This is a genomic window from Amycolatopsis sp. NPDC051061 (genome assembly GCF_040682935.1).
Taxonomy (GTDB): Bacteria; Actinomycetota; Actinomycetes; order Mycobacteriales; family Pseudonocardiaceae; genus Amycolatopsis.
Window position 1 is genome coordinate 1 of record NZ_JBFBBZ010000175.1, and the last position, 1112, is coordinate 1112.

Below are 1112 nucleotides of genomic sequence, written 5' to 3' on the forward strand. Positions count from 1 at the left end.
AAAAATAGGGATCAATCCAATAATAGTTTTAAAAGCATACAACAGCTTTTACAGGAAAAAAATCTAGAAAATAGATCTGATTTAAAAACTGCGGATATGATAAAGCTACCTTTTGAAAATAAGAAATACGACTTTGTAACCGCAAGTATGGCAATTCATAATATTAAACCAAAACAGAACCGATACAAAGCCTTAGATGAAGCTACACGTGTACTAAAAACAGAGGGGCTATTAATAATATTAGATACTGGAAATCATAAAAAAGAATATCTCAGTTACCTGATCGCTTTAGGTTATCGTATTAAATATGCTAAGACTTATGGCATTATTGGTTGGTGGACTGGCCCTTGGATGTCTAGCTATGCTATTATAGCTGAAAAAAATTATGATATGATTGAGAAAGGATATCTAATTATATGGTTCAACAAATCGTTCTTCCCATCAAAGATTCGAACGTTCTAAAAATGGTGCAAGATACGTTACTTGATAGTTTTCGGGCTGGCCGTCGTAACTATACGATCTTCCAAGTCGGTAAGGCCACACTACTCCGTGTGAGTGATGTCATGACATTAAAAAAATCCGATGTCTTTAACCCAGATGGTTCTATCAAAAGCACGGCTTTTATTCATGATAAAAAGACAGGAAAAGCGAATACGTTATATTTGAAACCAGTAAAACAAGATTTATTGATTTATCATGATTGGCTGGTCCAACAAAATCTTAATTCTGAATGGTTATTTCCGTCAACCTCTCGCCCAAAGCGTCATATCACTGAAAAGCAATTTTATAAGGTCATGGCGCACGTTGGAGATCTTTTAGGTATCAACTATTTAGGAACACATACCATGCGTAAAACGGGCGCTTACCGTGTTTATACGCAGTCAAATTATAATATTGGTTTAGTGATACATTTACTAAACCATTCAAGCGAAGCAATGACTTTAACTTATCTCGGTTTAGATCAAGCCAGCCGAGAGAATATGTTAGACCAAATAGATTTTGGATAGTTTAAAACTAAGAATGATAGAATAAAGAAAAGAGAAAAAGGGTAAAATCATGGATAATTATGTAGATAATCCACTAACTATAGTGGGAGTAGTTGTTTTTTTAAT

General features: G+C 34.0%; 2 protein-coding genes. Both read left to right on the forward strand.

The annotated features are described in order from the left end of the window. On the forward strand, positions 1-462 hold a 462-nt coding region (locus AB0N03_RS52500), incomplete at its 5' end, for a methyltransferase domain-containing protein (protein ID WP_364389044.1). Next, positions 417-1007, forward strand: a complete 591-nt coding sequence (locus AB0N03_RS52505; RefSeq protein ID WP_032398729.1) for a site-specific integrase — start codon at positions 417-419, stop codon at positions 1005-1007. The genes AB0N03_RS52500 and AB0N03_RS52505, both read left to right, overlap by 46 nt. Positions 1008-1112: the final 105 nt, after the last annotated feature.

What these genes read in the sequence shown, in the direction of transcription:
- AB0N03_RS52505 (WP_032398729.1), top strand. Translation starts at nt 417, where the DNA reads ATGGTTCAACAAATCGTTCTTCCCATCAAAGATTCGAACGTTCTAAAA.